The 16,707-nt window shown below is 29.4% G+C and carries 13 protein-coding genes; 7 read left to right on the forward strand and 6 right to left on the reverse strand.

What is annotated here, in order from left to right:
- Positions 1 to 25: 25 nt before the first annotated feature.
- On the reverse strand, positions 26 to 454 hold the full coding sequence (locus HGB55_RS12835) for a hypothetical protein (protein WP_168817290.1): 429 nt from the start codon (positions 452 to 454) through the stop codon (positions 26 to 28).
- 138 nt (positions 455 to 592) lie between these two features.
- Positions 593 to 3,181 (reverse strand): ATP-dependent chaperone ClpB, encoded by a 2,589-nt coding sequence (gene clpB / locus HGB55_RS12840; RefSeq protein WP_168817291.1) that lies wholly within the window; start codon positions 3,179 to 3,181, stop codon positions 593 to 595.
- Between the two features lie 136 nt (positions 3,182 to 3,317).
- Between clpB and ytxJ the strand changes: the two genes are divergently transcribed.
- Positions 3,318 to 3,653 (forward strand): bacillithiol system redox-active protein YtxJ, encoded by a 336-nt coding sequence (ytxJ, locus tag HGB55_RS12845; protein WP_168817292.1) that lies wholly within the window; start codon positions 3,318 to 3,320, stop codon positions 3,651 to 3,653.
- On the opposite strand, the gene fahA is transcribed toward ytxJ, so the two are convergent.
- Entirely contained in the window at positions 3,637 to 4,926 is a 1,290-nt protein-coding gene (gene fahA / locus HGB55_RS12850; RefSeq protein WP_168817293.1) for a fumarylacetoacetase, read from the reverse strand. The two genes, ytxJ and fahA, sit on opposite strands and share 17 nt — an antisense overlap.
- A gap of 119 nt (positions 4,927 to 5,045) precedes the next feature.
- On the opposite strand from fahA, the gene glyA reads away from it, so the two are divergent.
- Complete coding sequence (gene glyA / locus HGB55_RS12855) at positions 5,046 to 6,317, forward strand: serine hydroxymethyltransferase (RefSeq protein ID WP_168817294.1); 1,272 nt, start codon at positions 5,046 to 5,048, stop codon at positions 6,315 to 6,317.
- A 275-nt stretch (positions 6,318 to 6,592) separates the two neighbouring features.
- Positions 6,593 to 7,306 carry a peroxiredoxin gene (locus tag HGB55_RS12860; protein ID WP_168817295.1) on the forward strand — a complete coding sequence of 238 codons (714 nt, stop codon included), beginning with the start codon at positions 6,593 to 6,595 and terminating at the stop codon, positions 7,304 to 7,306.
- A 70-nt stretch (positions 7,307 to 7,376) separates the two neighbouring features.
- On the opposite strand, the gene rmuC is transcribed toward HGB55_RS12860, so the two are convergent.
- On the reverse strand, positions 7,377 to 8,696 hold the full coding sequence (rmuC, locus tag HGB55_RS12865; RefSeq protein WP_168817296.1) for a DNA recombination protein RmuC: 1,320 nt from the start codon (positions 8,694 to 8,696) through the stop codon (positions 7,377 to 7,379).
- A gap of 91 nt (positions 8,697 to 8,787) precedes the next feature.
- Between rmuC and HGB55_RS12870 the strand changes: the two genes are divergently transcribed.
- Complete coding sequence (locus HGB55_RS12870) at positions 8,788 to 9,327, forward strand: 1-acyl-sn-glycerol-3-phosphate acyltransferase (protein ID WP_168817297.1); 540 nt, start codon at positions 8,788 to 8,790, stop codon at positions 9,325 to 9,327.
- Here the strand turns inward: HGB55_RS12870 and gcvT are convergent.
- The gene (gcvT, locus tag HGB55_RS12875; protein WP_168817298.1) at positions 9,324 to 10,406 is read right to left on the reverse strand and encodes a glycine cleavage system aminomethyltransferase GcvT; all 1,083 of its coding nucleotides are present in this window, start codon (positions 10,404 to 10,406) and stop codon (positions 9,324 to 9,326) included. The two genes, HGB55_RS12870 and gcvT, sit on opposite strands and share 4 nt — an antisense overlap.
- Before the next feature lie 191 nt (positions 10,407 to 10,597).
- On the opposite strand from gcvT, the gene HGB55_RS12880 reads away from it, so the two are divergent.
- Complete coding sequence (locus HGB55_RS12880) at positions 10,598 to 12,061, forward strand: aminopeptidase P N-terminal domain-containing protein (RefSeq protein WP_168817299.1); 1,464 nt, start codon at positions 10,598 to 10,600, stop codon at positions 12,059 to 12,061.
- 23 nt (positions 12,062 to 12,084) lie between these two features.
- Here the strand turns inward: HGB55_RS12880 and HGB55_RS12885 are convergent, their stop codons facing one another.
- The gene (locus HGB55_RS12885; RefSeq protein WP_168817300.1) at positions 12,085 to 12,636 is read right to left on the reverse strand and encodes a hypothetical protein; all 552 of its coding nucleotides are present in this window, start codon (positions 12,634 to 12,636) and stop codon (positions 12,085 to 12,087) included.
- 591 nt (positions 12,637 to 13,227) lie between these two features.
- Here HGB55_RS12885 and HGB55_RS12890 point away from each other — a divergent pair.
- Positions 13,228 to 13,758 (forward strand): hypothetical protein, encoded by a 531-nt coding sequence (locus tag HGB55_RS12890; protein WP_168817301.1) that lies wholly within the window; start codon positions 13,228 to 13,230, stop codon positions 13,756 to 13,758.
- A gap of 59 nt (positions 13,759 to 13,817) precedes the next feature.
- A partial coding sequence (locus tag HGB55_RS12895; protein ID WP_168817302.1) for a Calx-beta domain-containing protein occupies positions 13,818 to 16,707 on the forward strand: 2,890 nt, incomplete at its 3' end.

The following is a 16,707-nucleotide window of genomic DNA, read 5'->3' on the forward strand; positions in this document are numbered from 1 at the left end:
TTTTCAATATAAGTTTTTTTAAATTTTAAGATAGATAACCGTTTGATTCAGATTTTTTAGAGTACCAAACTAAAAATATTGATATTAGTATTACAATAAAAGGCATAATCATTTTATCACCGGTTAATTCAACATATTTTTGTATGAAGAAATTATAAACAAATTGAACTAAAACACCTAGTAAAGAAATTTGGAACAATAAAGTTGCCCACTTTTTCTTAAATAAAAAAGCAATACAAGCAAATGCTCCTGCAAATGCAGCAATTGCAAAGGCTGAGGTTACCCATGCGGGTAAGTTGTTGTGGTAATTTTGCTCAGCATCGGTAAGGTTGGTTAAAATTTCGTCGGTCATATAGGCTTGACCCAAATAAGCTGAAACTCCCATTATATTCCAAAGAAGAGCTAAAACACCAATAATCCAAAATAATGTTGTTGGTTTGTTTGTTGTATTCATAAAAAAATTATTGGTTAGTATAATTTTGAGAAATAATATTACAAAATAGAAAATTTTAGTTTCAAAAACAATAGAAATTTTTATAAAAAAACACCTTCTACATTTTTGTGAAGGTGTTTAAGTTTATTTTATCCTAATTTACTTATTTCGAAAAACAATTTTATCATCAAAAGCATCTAATAGAATATTGCTTGTCGAAGTTATTTTTCCGGAAAGTATTTCTTTAGATAATTCATTTAAAACCTCTTTTTGAATAACTCTTTTAACAGGTCTTGCTCCAAATTGAGGATCATATCCTTTATTTGCAAGCGAATCTATTAATTCATTTGTGTAACTGATATGAATATCTTTTTCCAACAACATTTTAGATAATCCATTTAATTGAAGTTTAACAATTTGAATAATTTCCGATTTATTTAAAGGTGTAAACATAATTATTTCATCAATTCTATTCAAAAACTCAGGTCTTATTGTTTGTCTTAGTAATCCAACTACCTCAACTTTAGTAACTTCATTTATCAGGTCACGTTTAGCCATATCTATATTTTCAAATTTTTCCTGAATGATATGAGATCCCATATTAGATGTCATGATAATGATTGTATTTCTAAAATCTGCTATGCGACCTTTATTGTCAGTTAATCTACCTTCATCAAGTACCTGTAAAAGTATATTGAAGGTATCTGGATGTGCTTTTTCTATTTCGTCTAATAACACTACAGAATAAGGCTTTCTTCTAACGGCTTCAGTTAATTGGCCTCCTTCATCGTAACCAACGTATCCGGGAGGAGCACCTACAAGTCGGCTTACAGCATGACGTTCTTGATATTCACTCATATCTATTCGAGTCATAGAGTTCTCATCATCAAACAAATATTCTGCTAATGCTTTAGCAAGTTCTGTTTTACCAACTCCGGTTGTACCTAAAAATAAAAATGTGCCAATAGGTTTTTTAGAATCCTGTAAACCTGCCCTTGAGCGTCTAACTGCATCGGCAACAGCTTGTATAGCTTCATCTTGTCCTATAACTCTCTTGTGTAGTTCATCTTCTAAATGCAATAGTTTTTCACGTTCACTTTGCAGCATTTTACTTACAGGAATTCCTGTCCATTTTGCAACAACTTCGGCTATATCATCTCTTGTTACTTCCTCTTTAATTAATGCAGAATCTTGGTTTTCAGCTAATTCTTTTTGAAGTTTTTCAAGAATTTCTTGTTCTTGTTTTATTTTACCATATCTAATTTCTGCAACTTTTCCATAATCACCATCGCGCTCGGCACGTTCTGCTTCAAGTTTAAAGTTTTCAATTGCAATTTTACTGGATTGTACTTTATCTACCAGTTCTTTTTCACTAGTCCACTTTGCGTTTATTTCATTTCGTTCTTCTTTTAAATTAGCAACTTCTTCACGTAAACTAGCTAATTTTTTTTCATCATTTTCTCGTTTAATAGCTTCAATTTCAATTTCGAGTTGCATTATTTTTCTATCTAAAACATCTAATTCTTCAGGTTTTGAATTAATCTCCATTCTTAACTTAGCAGCAGATTCATCCATTAAATCAATTGCTTTATCGGGTAAAAATCTGTTAGAAATATAACGTTCAGATAGTTCTACAGCTGCTATAATTGCATCATCTTTTATTTGTACTTTATGATGATTTTCGTATTTATCTTTAATACCACGTAAAATTGAAATAGCACTTTCTGTATCAGGTTCGTCAACAAATACTTTTTGAAATCTACGTTCTAAAGCTTTGTCTTTTTCAAAATATTTTTGGTATTCATCTAATGTAGTTGCACCAATAGCTCTAAGCTCTCCACGAGCTAAAGCAGGTTTTAATATATTTGCAGCATCCATAGCTCCTTGACCGCCACCGGCTCCAACCAGCGTGTGAATTTCATCAATAAAAAGTACAATTTCTCCATTTGAAGAAGTTACTTCTTTTATTACAGCTTTTAAACGTTCTTCAAATTCACCTTTATATTTAGCGCCTGCAATAAGTGCACCCATATCGAGTGAATAAATTTGTTTTTCTTTTAAATTTTCAGGCACATCACCTTTAACAATTCTATGTGCTAATCCTTCGGCTATGGCAGTTTTACCTGTTCCGGGTTCACCAACCAACATAGGATTATTTTTTGTTCTACGAGATAAAATTTGAAGAATTCTTCTAATTTCTTCATCACGACCAATTACCGGGTCCAATTTACCATCTTTTGCCAGTTGATTTAAGTGACGAGAATATTTATTTAAAGAATTATAAGTATCTTCAGCTCCTTGAGATGTTACATTGCTTCCTTTCCTTAATTCTGAAATAGCTGATTTCAAACCTTTTTCAGTAACTCCTTGATCTTTTAATATTTGAGAAGTAGTGTCTTTTGTATTTAAAATAGCTAACAGTAAATGCTCGATAGAAACATATTCGTCATTTAAATTTTTTGCTTCAATTGTAGCTGTATTTAACATTCTTGAAGCATTTCGAGACAACATTACATCTCCACCGGAAACTTTTGCATAGCTTTCTAGGGTTTTATCAATTAAACTTTTAAGTAAATCAATATTAACACCTAATTTTTTTAAAATGAAAGGAGTTACATTTTCGTCAATTTCAAATATTCCTTTTAAAATATGCGAATTTTCTATTTGTTGATGTCCATAACTTTGCGCAATTTGTTGTGCTTCTTGTATGGCTTCTTGTGATTTTATAGTAAATTTATTAAAGTTCATAACGTTTTATTTTATTGTGTTTATCTTTGGGCTTTCAAAGAGTATTCCAATTGAAAAATAAGAGTTAAAAAAGTCATTTTGTCTTGTTTTTTAATGAGTTACAGACAATTTGTCTTTTATAAATAAGATTTTAACAATGAACAGAATTGCATTAACAAATTTAAATCAATTACAAGATATTGTAAGAGAATCCAAACATAAACCTGTGTTAATTTTTAAACATAGCACACGATGTGGTATAAGTAGAGGAGTATTTTCAAAATTTGAAAAAAAGATAGATTCAGAAGCTGAAAATATGATGTATTATTATTTGGATTTGTTGAATTTTAGAGATATTTCAAATGAAATAAGTAAAATGTTTGGTGTACATCATCAATCGCCTCAATTATTGGTTATAAAAGAAGGTAAATCAATTGCTGATTTTTCACATTACGATATAATATCTTTATTTAATTTTAAGGAATATATTTAAAAGGAGGTAATATTTTTCCCGCGCATTTTCCAAAACCTATTTTTGTGGTGCCATTTTCACAAAAACCTTTTAAAACTACAGTATCACCATCTTGAAACGAAACTCTTGTACTGCCATCATTAAGTACTATAGGCTCTTTCCCATTCCAAGTTAATTCTAATAGTGTTCCGTAACTCTTTTTTGTTGGTCCTGAAATGGTGCCACAACTCATTAAATCACCGGCTCTAACGTTACAGCCATTAACTGTATGGTGTGCTAATTGTTGCGACATACTCCAATATAAGTATTTGTAATTGGTTTCGCTAATTAAATTTAGTTCACCATTTTTAGGTTTTAGGTATGCTTGAAGTTTTATATCGTAGCTATTGTCATTTCTTTTTTCCTGTAAATAAGGGAAAGGTACAATTTCTTGCTTTTGTCCTTCACATCTATACGGTTGTAAAGCGTCTAAAGTTACTATCCAAGGAGATATTGTTGAAGCAAAGTTTTTTCCTAAAAACGGACCTAAAGGTTCGTATTCCCATTTTTGAATATCTAAAGCACTCCAGTTGTTTAATAAAACTACTCCAAAAATATATTCTTCAGCTTCTTCAATTGGAATTCTTTCACCTAAGTTATTTGCAGATGTTGTAATAAAAGCTGTTTCGATTTCCATATCTAAACATTTAGACGGGCCAAAAACAGGTTCACTTTTATTTTCAGGAAACGTTGGTCCATAAGGGCGATGAATTGATGTTCCTGAAACAACAATTGATGATGAACGACCATGATAACCTACAGGAATGTGCAACCAATTTTGATTAAGTGCATTTTCTTCACCTCTAAAAAGAATACCTAAGTTTGTTGCATGTTTTTTACTGGATGAGAAGTTTGTAAAATCACCTATATCTATAGGTAATAACATTTCTACATCATCAATATCAAAAATAATAATTTCACAGTGTTTATCATTGTTTTGCAAAATCGGATTTTTAGCATCAAATACTTCAGCAATTCTATTGCGAACTAAACGCCAGGTTTTTCTTCCGTCAGCAATAAAATCATTTAAAGAGTCTTGCATAAAAATATCATCAGTTAACGGTATTCCTTCAAAATAACCTAATTGATGAAAGGCTCCTAAATCAATTGCGTAATTACCAATTCTGGTTCCAATTGTAATTATATCATCTTTTGTTATAAAAACACCAAAAGGAATATTTTGTATGGGAAAATCACTACCATTTTCAACCTTTAACCAAGATTTTCTATCAGGATCATTTGCTTTTATTTGCATATTCCAATTATGATTAACACTGTTATTAAATATTAATATCAAATATATAAGTTTATTACTAATTGCAAAATGAAATTACTATTTTTGCTTGAATTTTAACATTTAAAACAACTTAAATAATGCAACGTGACCAAATAATCTTTGATTTAATTCAAGACGAAAAAGAAAGACAAATAAATGGTTTAGAATTAATTGCTTCAGAAAACTTTGTAAGTGAACAGGTTATGGAAGCTGCGGGTTCTGTTTTAACCAATAAATATGCTGAAGGATATCCTAATAAACGTTATTATGGAGGATGTGAAGTTGTAGATATTGTTGAGCAAATTGCAATTGACAGAGCAAAAGAATTATTTGGAGCTGAGTATGTTAATGTTCAACCTCATTCAGGTTCACAAGCAAATGCAGCTGTTTACCATGCAGTATTAAAGCCCGGAGATAAAATTTTAGGTTTTGATTTATCTCACGGTGGGCATTTAACACATGGTTCACCTGTGAATTTTTCGGGTAAATTATATAAAACGTCTTTTTATGGTGTTGATAAAGAAACTGAAATTTTAAATTACGATAAAATTCAAGAAATAGCCGATAAAGAAAAGCCACAATTAATTATAGCCGGTGCTTCAGCGTATTCTAGAGATATAGACTTTAAACGCTTTAGAGTAATAGCAGATTCGGTTGGAGCTTTATTAATGGCTGATATTTCACATCCGGCCGGTTTAATAGCTAAAGGTATTTTAAATGATCCAATTCCTCATTGTCATTTTGTTACTACAACAACTCATAAAACTTTACGAGGCCCAAGAGGTGGTATTATTATGATTGGAAAAGATTTTGACAATCCGTTTGGGTTAAAATTAAAAAATGGAAATCTTAAAAAAATGTCATCTTTAATTGATTCTTCTGTTTTTCCAGGAAATCAAGGTGGTCCATTAGAGCATGTTATTGCTGCTAAAGCTGTAGCTTTTGGAGAAGCTTTAACTGATGAATTTTTACATTATCAAATTCAAGTGAAAAAAAATGCAGCAGCTATGGCTGAAGCTTTTGTAAAAAAAGGATATAAAATTATTTCGGGAGGTACAGATAATCATTGTATGTTAATTGATCTTTGTAACAAAAATATTACTGGTAAAGATGCCGAAAATGCATTGGTAAAAGCTGATATTACAGTAAATAAAAATATGGTTCCTTTTGATGATAAATCACCTTTCATAACTTCAGGAATAAGAGTAGGTACTGCAGCAGTAACTACCAGAGGTTTAAAAGAAGATGATATGATAACTATAGTTGATCTAATTGATGAAGTTATTTTAAATTTTGAAGATGAAGTACTGCTTGAAAGCATTGCTGAAAAAGTAAATGAAATGATGAACCATAGACCATTATTTGTGTAGCACCTATAATTTTATACTTTTAATAACATTTTAAAATCCGCCATTGCGGATTTTTTTATTAAATTTAGTAGCGTAAAATTGTTTTAACAAATGTTCACTTTGTTACACTATTGAAAGACATTCGTTTTTATATTTTAATTTAATATACTGGTAATCAATTTTTTAAAATTTCAATATCATTAAAACTTATTATTTAATAGTATTTATCAATTTAACTTATAATTACAAGATTTTATAATATCTAAATTTGAATCATAATTTAAAAAAAATAAAAGATGGAAACACAACAAGAAATTACATCAATGCCAAGAATTGGAGATAAAGCTCCGGAATTTAAAGCTGTTACTACTCAAGGAGAAATTAATTTTCCTGGAGATTATGAAGGTGAGTGGGTAATTTTATTTAGTCACCCGGCCGATTTTACACCTGTTTGTACATCAGAGTTTATGACCTTTGCTACTATGGAAGAACAGTTTGCTAACGCAAATTGTAAATTAGTTGGCTTATCTATTGATGGTTTATATAGCCATATTGCTTGGTTGCGTTCAATTAAAGATAAAATTGAATATAGAGGAATGAAAAATGTTGAAGTTAAATTTCCTTTGATTGAAGACATTACCATGAATGTAGCTAAAAAATATGGTATGATTCAGCCGAATGAAGCTGCAACTCAAGCGGTTAGAGCAGTATTTTTTATTGATCCAAAAGGAATAATTAGAACAATTATTTATTATCCATTGAGTTTAGGTAGAAATTTTGATGAAATTTATAGAGTAGTAGTAGCATTACAAGCTGCTGATGAATTTGGTGTAGCAACACCTGCCGATTGGAGACCTGGAGATGATGTTATTATTGGTCCTGCAGGTTCATGCGGTGCTGCTGAAAACAGAATGGAAGGTAAAGAAGATATGGATTGTAAAGATTGGTATTTCTGTACAAGAAAACTTGATAAAGAAGAAGTTTTAAGTAAAGTTTTAAAAAATCATTAGAAGATTTTTACTGAATGTTCAAAAACCCGCAATTTGCGGGTTTATTGATATATAGCTTAGAAATAAAAATTTAATCTTCTTCTTGAGCTCTTTCTAATAGTTTATCATTAAAATTTTTACTGGCTTTTGCTCCAAGTTTTTTAATTGTATCTACTTTTTTAATAAGGTTTCCTTGTCCTGTTAATTTTTTCATTGAACTATCATAAGTACTTTGTACTGTTTTTAATTGGTTTCCAACCTTAATTAAATCGTCGGTTAAATTTACAAATTGATCATACAATCTTCCTGCCTGAACAGCAATTTCCAAAGCGTTTCGCTGTTGTTTTTCATTGTTCCACATAGAGTCAATTGTGCGAAGAGTTGCTAAAAGGGTAGAAGGTGTAACTATTACAATATTTTTTTCAAATGCTTTATTATATAACTGATTGTCGGTATTTAAAGCAACTGCAAAAGCTGGTTCAACAGGGATGAATAACAATACAAAATCGGGTGATTCAATTCTGTAAATGTCTTCATATTTCTTTTCACTTAACTGTTCTATATGGCGTTTTAAAGAATTAACATGTTCTTTTAGATACTTTTCTTTTTCGGTTTCTTCATCTTCATTAATATAATGTTCATAGGCGGTTAAAGATACTTTGGAGTCTATAATCATTTTTTTGTTATCAGGTAAATGAATAACCACATCGGGCATTACACGCTTTCCTTCATCATTAACAAAACTTTGTTGTACAAAATACTCTCTGTCTTTTTCTAAACCTGATTTTTCTAACACACGCTCAAGAACAAGTTCGCCCCAATTTCCTTGAGTTTTACTGTCTCCTTTTAAAGCTTTTGTAAGATTTGTTGCTTCTTTGGTCATTTGAAGATTTAAATCCTTTAATCCTAAAAGTTGTTCTTTTAGAGCGGAATGCATGCTAATACTTTCTTTTTGAGTATCTTCAACTTTTTTCTCAAAAGTTTGTATTTTTTCTTGAAGTGGATTAAGGATTAGTTTTAAGTTTTCTCTGTTTTGCTCTGTAAATTTAGATGATTTTTCTTCTAAAATTTTATTGGCTAAATTTTCAAATTCTTTCGTAAATTTTTCCTGAAGTTTTTCTATTTCATTTTTATTTTCACGCAGTTTTTCTTCAACATTTTTAAGTTCTAACACTTTTTGATTGTATAATAAATCAATTTGATGTTTAGCTTCTGTTAATTGCTTTTTATCTTCTTCTAATAATTTGATATTATTTGTAGTAACATCTTTTTCTTCAAGTAAAAGTTTACTTCTTTCTTCTAATTTCGAAACTGTTTTTTCATAAATATTTTTAGTTAAAATCTTCCCTAAAAAATAGCCTATAATTAAACAGACAATTACAATTAAAGCGTAAATAATATAGTCATTCATCTAAATAAAAATTAGATTATAAAAGTAAGAGTTTTATATTTGCCGCCATAACTCAGAACTTAATTTTAAAAAACGAGTTATTAACAACACTATGAAATTACTTACAAAATTTGTTTTTAAAACAATTTTAGGATGGAAAGTTGTAGGAAGTTTTCCAAAAGATGTGAAGAAATATGTTCTTATTGGAGCTCCACATACACATTGGAAAGATTTCTTTTTAGGATTAGCAATAAAATGGGGTGAAAAAGTACCGGCAAATTACATAGCAAAAGCATCACTATTTAAGCCACCTTTTGGGTTTATTTTGAAATGGTTAGGCGGTGTACCCATTGATAGAAGTAAAAGCGATAATAAAGTGCAATCTATTATTGAAATGTTTAATGCCAGAGAACAATTTATTTTGGCAATTTCTCCTGAAGGAACAAGACAAAAGGTAACTAAATGGAAAACAGGATTTTATTACATTGCTAAAGGTGCTGATGTTCCTATTGTGATGATGACATTTAATTTTAAAGATAAAGAAGTTAAAATCTCGGAGCCATATTACACAACTGATAATATGGAAGAAGATTTTAACATCTTTTATAAATTTTATGAAGGCGTAATAGGTAAAATACCTAAATATAGTTAGCCTTTATAAAATGGAAGTTTTACTGTTACTGCCGGAATATTTTTATTTCGAATCTTGATAAATATTTCAGTATCTCGCTTAGAATATGCTTTAGTAACATAACCCAAGCCAATTCCTTTTTTAAGAGAAGGACTCATTGTGCCGGAGGTAACTTCGCCAATTAGTTCACCATTTACATTTACAATTTCGTAACCATGACGCGGAATTCCTTTTTCAATCAATTCAAAAGCAACCAATTTACGTGTAACACCTTCTTCTTTTTGTTTTTTTAAAGCATCGGCATTTATAAAATTTTTGGTGAATTTGGTTATCCATCCTAAACCTGCTTCAATAGGAGAAGTAGAGTCGTTAATATCATTTCCATACAAACAAAATCCCATTTCTAATCTAAGCGTATCACGGGCAGCCAAACCAATTGGTTTAATGTTAAAGTTAGCGCCGGCTTTAAAAATGGCATTCCAAATATGTTCGGCATCTTTATTTTTAAAATAAATTTCGAATCCACCTGAACCGGTATATCCTGTTGCAGAAACTATTACATCTTTAATATTGGCAAATGTTCCAATTTCAAATTTGTAATATTTCATATTATATAAATCAATATTGGTAAGAGATTGTAATGCTTCAGCAGCATCAGGTCCTTGAACTGCAAGTAAAGAAATTTCATCAGAATTATTAGTCATTTCTACACCTAAATTATTGTGTTTTGAAATCCAATTCCAATCTTTATCAATATTAGAGGCGTTAACAACCAGCATATATTCATTATTTTGAATTCTGTAAACTAGCAAATCATCAACAATTCCGCCAATATCATTTGGCATGCAACTGTATTGAACTTTTCCATCGTGTAATAAAGAAGCATCATTTGAAGTTACTTTTTGAATCAATGCTAAAGCATTTTCTCCTTTTAAAAAGAACTCACCCATATGAGATACATCAAAAACACCCACACCATTTCTTACAGTTTCGTGTTCAATATTTATACCTTCATATTGTACCGGCATATTATAACCTGCAAAAGGCACCATTTTAGCTCCTAATGACTCATGAATGTGAGTTAAAGCAGTATTTTTCATTTAAAATTATTTTTATGCTAAAGTACTAAAATATCAATAATTGACCTTTCATTAATTTACCTTTTTAATATGTTTATTTTAGCTAATTTACATGTATACTCTTATTTATTTGTTAATGTCATTTTTATAATGAACTTAAAATATTCTTTTTTATATATTTGAATTAAATAAAGTGTATCTACAATTATATTATGAAGTTCAAAAGCATATTAACATTATTATTTTGTTTTTTGGTTATGGTAATGTATCCCCAAAATCAAAATTTACCAGAAGATTATTTAAATAAACAATTTCATAAAGAAAGAAGAGAACAACTTCGAAAAATTTTACCAGAGAACAGTGTTGCCGTATTTTTTGCTAATCCTGTTAGAAATAGAGCAAATGATGTTGATTTTGTGTACCATCAAGATCCGAATTTTTATTATTTGACAGGCTATAAAGAACCACATTCTATGCTCTTAATTTTTAAAGATAACCAAACTGTTGGTGATAATACTTTTAATGAAGTGCTGTTTGTGCAAGAACGGAATGAATATGCCGAAATGTGGACCGGGAAAAGATTAGGAGTTGAAGGAGCTCAAGACAATTTAGGGTTTAAAGTAGCATATAATGGGAAAGATTTTAAAAGCTATGATATTGATTTTTCAAAATTCGACAAAATATTATTTGAGAATTTTCAAAATGATGTTAGAGATACTAGGAGTGAAGCCGATTTATTTGATTTGATTAAAGCGTTTAAAGAAAAGGTATCTTTTGATTTGGTTGATTTAACAAATCCGGCTAATGATAAAATATACAATAAAACTGAAAAGAGAATAGATAATAAAACGCTTACAACTTTAATGGGTTCTTTACGTGAAATTAAAACAAAAGAAGAGTTAGTATTATTAAAAAAAGCTGTTGAAATTTCGGCTATTGGTCAATTAGAAATAATGAAAGCAATGCACCCAGGTATGTCTGAATTTGAAGTTCAAGGAGTGCATGAATTTGTATATAAAAAATACGGAGCTGAATATGAAGGATATCCTTCAATAGTTGGAGCCGGTAATAATGGTTGTATTTTGCATTATATTGAAAATACAAAACCGGAAATAGGGAATAAAAATTTAATTTTAATGGATTTAGGAGCTGAATATCATGGTTATACTGCTGATGTTACGCGTACCATTCCTGCAAACGGGAAATTCACAACTGAACAAAAATTAATTTACGACTTGGTTTATAAAGCACAAGAAGCAGGTATTGCAGAAGCTAAAATTGGCAGTACAGTACAAAAATCACATGCTGTAACAAGAGATATTATTAATGAAGGATTGGCAAAATTAGGTATTATTGCTTCAAAAGACACAAAACATAATTATTATCCACATGGTTCTTCACATCATATAGGTTTAGATGTTCACGATTTGAGCAATTATGGGCCGTTTAAAGAGAATATGGTGATTACAGTTGAACCCGGAATTTATATTCCCGAAGGAAGTCCTTGTGATATAAAATGGTGGGGAATAGGTATTAGAATTGAAGATGATATTTTAATTACTAAAGATGGGCCGGTTATTTTATCGGTAATGGCTCCAAGAAAATCTGAAGAAATTGAAGAAGCAATGAAATTAACGAGTGTTTTAGATAATTTTAATTTACCTAAACTAGATTAGAAACTTTAAGATAAATTGAATATTTAATTTAATGATTGATATTCGTTTTTAAGATATTCTTGTCCAAGAACTACTAAATCTGTTGAAGTGTTTGTTGAGTTTAATAAATCAGAATCCAAAATAGGTTTATTATCATAAACATAAATAGTTCTTTTATATAAAGTTGATTTATTATCAGTATTTGGTAGTATTTCAAAAACTTTAATACAAACTAACTCATCATTATTGTAATAAAATGCTTTTGATTTGATGAAGTTATTATATAAATGGTCATTATATTTTACTTTAACAATAGAATTATTTTTGAATACTATATCTTTTTTTGATTCATTTATTGATATAGTTCTTTTACCATTTTGGGTGTATAATTCTTCAATATTAAAATAATCAATAGTATTAGTTCTATAATCAATTTTAGAAACGTAAGAATCAATAAAATTCACTTTTTGTTTAATCGTTTCTGTTGTAGATAAAGTTATTGTTTTTATAGGAAATACTTCTCCTGTATGCATATTCATATCTTTATCAACCATATATATGGTTGTGTTGCATGAGATGAATACTACAGTAATCAATATGTAAATATATTTTTTGATAAATCAACTTTTAAAACAGCATTAAATATATGGTATAAAGTTTAGATTATGAATGATTTAAGTTACATATTTTTGTTATTGATTAAAATTTACAAAAATTTAATATTCACTAAATATTGAGTAATATTTATCTTCAAAATTTGAATTCACACTAAATAATCTTATTGACTTTTAATGATTTATGATAAAAAACCATGTGTTTTAAGAATATGTTAAGCATTTTATACAAATAATTTAACAGTTTGTTAATTTTTTATTACTAATAGTGAATTTTTTAAAAAGTGAACAAATAAGTGTACTATATTTGAAAAAGTATTTGTTTTTCCCCACAATAAGAAAAACATATCTAACATAAAAGTATGATATTCTGTCCCTACCAGAAAATTGATATACCCCAATATCAAATGTATTATACCCCAACAAAACACCCCAAGAAAAATACCCCAGTTTGTTTTAACATCAAGGCTAAAATTATTTAGATATAATTTATTAGTAATTTAAATTAATCAAGTTAATGAACTTTCATAGTTCATACTAGTATATTGAATTCTACTATAAATAATTAATACTATGGAAAATAATTACTCTTCACATAAATTATTGTATTTAATAAGTAAGATTTTCATCTTTCTTATAATCTCAACCAATACATTTAACAGTTTTTCACAAAATTCAAAATGTAAGGCTAAGCTCGATGTTCACGATAATATAAAGAGCAAAAGAGCTGGTATTTCAGGCACATCATATATGCTATTGTTAACTAATACAGGTACTGAAAAAACTACATTCGATATAGAGGTTATAAATATGATAGCTGAAAATAAATCCAATAATCACAACAATGAGATAAAATTAAAAAACGACTTATTAGATTTCAATTTAAAAAAGATAGCCCAAAAAAAAGCTTTAATAAATGAAAATTCAAATTCTTCAATATTATTAGCTAAAGGTGAGGTTTTTAAATTTTATGTAAAAGTTAACGTACCAGAGGAAGCCAAATTTGGAAGTAAAAATAAAACTAAAGTGATTATAACCTCAAAGGAGTGCGAAAAATTTTCGGTAAGTACAATTTTAAATACAGAAATTATTGATGGTGAATAAATTTCATTAATAAGTCTGTAAATTCAATAAAAACAGGGTGTTAACAAAAAATATTTGATATGAAAAATAAATTACTCTCTGCAAAAACAAAAAACAATATAAAAGTTATTTATTTAATATTATTTGTTTTTATTAACTCAATATTTTCATTTGGTCAGCAAATTATAGATAATACATTAACTATAAATAAAACTATTATAGGAGGTGAAATATGTAACCAATTTGATGTAGAACTTTCAATTACAGGAAATGCATCTCAAAAGCCAATAGAAGTAATATTAGTTATTGATACATCCGGTAGTATGGGAAACTCAATATCTGGTGATAGCAATACACCATTATATTACGCTAAACAAGCAGCAAAAGATTTTATAAATAACATATTTAGTTCATCAAATAATCCTACTGGAAAAAATAAAGTGGGAATCATAAGTTATAATACCACGGCAAATGCACATACAGGATTACAAAGTTCAGGTAATAAAACAGGATTAATAAATATTATAAATGGTTTAAATGCTGAAGGTTGGACTAATATTTCTGAAGGAATTGATTTTGCGGCTAATGAGTTAAATTCGAACGGTATACATAATTGTTCTACTATTAGATCAATTATTGTTTTAACAGATGGAATTGCTAACAGAGCTTCTAGTTCATATAACTGTGGCTCATGTACAAGTAATCCTACTACTCATACATGTTGTACAAATGCAGCAATGACTTCTGGAGAAAATTCACAAAATTATAATACTGGAGGAATAGATTATCCAACAAATGTTTACTCAATCGCATTGCTAGGTGCAATTACTAACTCTTCGGTAAAACAAATTGCAAGGGAAACTATGCAAGGTGTTCAAAATAGCGGTTATAATGAAACAAATAGTGCTGCAAATTTAACTAGTATATATAATCAAATTTTTGGGCAATTATCTTGGGCTGCTAAAGATATTTCGGTTACAGATATAATTGATGATGGATTTAATTTAATTCCAACAACTATTCAAGCAAGTGATGGGTCATATATTTTAAATAATAAAACAATAACTTGGAATATAGATTATGTTTATTCTGAAGAAGTAACCTTAAAATATACTGTTGAAGTTAATTCAGAAGCATGTGGTAAAACAGCTTCAAGTACTACTACTTTAAATTATGAAAATTCTAATTGCTCGCCAGCTTCTGAGAATTTTGAAAATCCGAGTTTTTGTGTTCCATGCCCAACTATAGTCCAAAATATAGAACAGGATAGTTGTAGTAATATAATAAATTACTCAGGCACCGTTACAGATAATGATTCTTGTATTGAAGTTTCTACATATACATATTTATGGGAATTTTATATTGATAATATTAAAAACGAAAGTTTAACTACTACAGATTTACAAGGTACTGTCACTTTACCTACAATTATGTCTAACCAAAAAGTTGAAGGTGTTTTTACAACTACTGTAAATTCAAATAGCGGTTGTTTTTCTTTTGTTAAAAGAACAGAAATAACAGCTTATCCAGAGCCAAAATTAGAGATTACAAATCCGGCTGCAGTTTGCTATCCAAATACAGTAGATATAACAAGTTCTTTAATAACTACTGGAAGTGATTCAGGTACATTTACGTATTATACCGATTCTAATTTACAAAATGTGTTAGCAAATCCTAATGTTGTTGATACCTCAGGAACTTATTATATATTACTCGAAAATACTAATGGCTGTTTAATTTCTAAACAGGTAACAGTAACCATTAATGCTTTACCAATAATTAATCAAGTTGTTAAAGTTGATCCTACAATTGCAACTTGTCCAAATTTGAATGATGGATCAATAACTATTAATGCTACGGGAGAAAACCTATCTTACAGTATAGATAATGGATTGACTTACCAATCTTCAAATGTTTTTGATAATTTGAGTCAAGGTGAATATAAAATTGTAGTAAAAAATAACGTTACAAATTGTAGCATAACTCATACAGAAAATATTACATTAACTAATCCAATTTGTAGTTCTGATGTAACTATAGTTGCTACTTTACCTAATGCGAGTGAACCTAATACAAATGGGCAATTTAAACTTTCTCTCACAAATGCAATATTAATACCTACGGTAGTTACTTTTGAGGTAAGCGGAACAGCTACAGAAGGAACAGATTATGATTTAACAAATACTACTACCAGTATAACAGTAACCATTCCTGCCAATACCTCTTCAATTACCATTCCTGTAGAAGTTATCGACGATGATGTTTTAGAAGGAAATGAAACGGTTATTGTTAAATTATTGAATTCAGATAATTCAATAGTAAAAGTTGCAAATCCAGACACCGCCACAGTAACGATTGCAGATGAGGATACTTCACAACTAAGTATTGTTAAAACCACAGATGCGAGTGAGCCTGCCAGTGATGGATTGTTCACCCTAAGTTTGAACAATCAGGTAAGTGTTGCAACGGTAGTTAATTTTGAGGTAAGCGGAACAGCCACAGAAGAAACAGATTATGACTTGACAAATACCACTACCAGTATAACAGCAACCATTCCGGCGAATACCTCTTCAATTACCCTTCCTGTAGAAGTTATTGACGACGACATTATTGAAGAAAATGAAACGGTTATTGTTACGCTATTAAGTACAAATAATTTAGTTACAATATCTCCAATTAATAATTCGTCCACAATTACGATTACCGACAATGAAGGAGGTGCAGGCAATGGACTAACCATCAGTGACATTACGGTTAACGAAGGTGATGGTACAGCGACAGTTCAAGTAACCTTAACAGGGAATGTACAGGGAGGTTTCAGTGTAGATTACCAAACTGCAGATGGTACAGCGATAGCAGAGGATGATTATCAATCACAATCAGGTACGCTAACCTTTGCAGGCACTACCGAAGAGAGTCATCCAATTACAGTTTCAATAGCAGATGATACTTTGATAGAACCGACTGAGA

This window comes from Lutibacter sp. B1, from assembly GCF_012524075.1.
GTDB lineage: Bacteria > Bacteroidota > Bacteroidia > Flavobacteriales > Flavobacteriaceae > Lutibacter.

Coding starts and splice junctions, on each gene's coding strand:
- fahA (WP_168817293.1), bottom strand. CDS start 4,926: ATGCAAATAAAAGCAAATGATCCTGATAGAAAATCTTGGTTAAAGGTT.
- HGB55_RS12870 (WP_168817297.1), top strand. CDS start 8,788: ATGAAATTACTTACAAAATTTGTTTTTAAAACAATTTTAGGATGGAAA.
- clpB (WP_168817291.1), bottom strand. CDS start 3,181: ATGAACTTTAATAAATTTACTATAAAATCACAAGAAGCCATACAAGAA.
- ytxJ (WP_168817292.1), top strand. CDS start 3,318: ATGAACAGAATTGCATTAACAAATTTAAATCAATTACAAGATATTGTA.
- HGB55_RS12835 (WP_168817290.1), bottom strand. CDS start 454: ATGAATACAACAAACAAACCAACAACATTATTTTGGATTATTGGTGTT.
- HGB55_RS12890 (WP_168817301.1), top strand. CDS start 13,228: ATGGAAAATAATTACTCTTCACATAAATTATTGTATTTAATAAGTAAG.
- rmuC (WP_168817296.1), bottom strand. CDS start 8,696: ATGAATGACTATATTATTTACGCTTTAATTGTAATTGTCTGTTTAATT.
- glyA (WP_168817294.1), top strand. CDS start 5,046: ATGCAACGTGACCAAATAATCTTTGATTTAATTCAAGACGAAAAAGAA.
- HGB55_RS12880 (WP_168817299.1), top strand. CDS start 10,598: ATGAAGTTCAAAAGCATATTAACATTATTATTTTGTTTTTTGGTTATG.
- HGB55_RS12860 (WP_168817295.1), top strand. CDS start 6,593: ATGGAAACACAACAAGAAATTACATCAATGCCAAGAATTGGAGATAAA.
- gcvT (WP_168817298.1), bottom strand. CDS start 10,406: ATGAAAAATACTGCTTTAACTCACATTCATGAGTCATTAGGAGCTAAA.